Genomic DNA, 387 nt, shown 5'->3' with positions numbered 1-387 from the left:
AAGCTCCGCGAGAGGTGCTTCCGCCGCCACGACATAGGGTGCGAACCCATCGATCCACCGATTTATGGGAACAGGGTCGCGTCCCCGGCGTTTATTTAGACACACCTTACAGAGGAGGTTGTCATGAAAAAACTCTTGCTTGCATCGGTGATAGCAGTCGCTTCGGCGGGGGCGGTAATCGCTCCCGCCAATGCCTCCAGCATCACGCTCGGCATCGGGAACGGCTATGATGACGATTACTACGTTCCCAGACATCGCTACTATCGCGACTACTCCGACTATGGCCCGTATTACGGCCGCAACCACTACCGTTACAGCATGTATAACGACGGCTATCGGCCGCGTTACTACGGCATGTACCATCATCGTTGCCAAACCGAGTTGGTG

At 55.8% G+C, this 387-nt stretch carries 1 protein-coding gene; it reads left to right on the top strand.

What is annotated here, in order from left to right:
• Nucleotides 1-123: 123 nt before the first annotated feature.
• A partial coding sequence (locus EN852_RS35925; RefSeq protein WP_135879693.1) for a hypothetical protein occupies nucleotides 124-387 on the top strand: 264 nt, incomplete at its 3' end.

It is taken from the genome of Mesorhizobium sp. M2E.F.Ca.ET.209.01.1.1, from assembly GCF_004010375.2.
GTDB lineage: Bacteria > Pseudomonadota > Alphaproteobacteria > Rhizobiales > Rhizobiaceae > Mesorhizobium.
The sequence above is the reverse complement of the archived record's forward strand: the minus strand, read 5'-3'. Positions and strand labels throughout refer to the sequence as shown.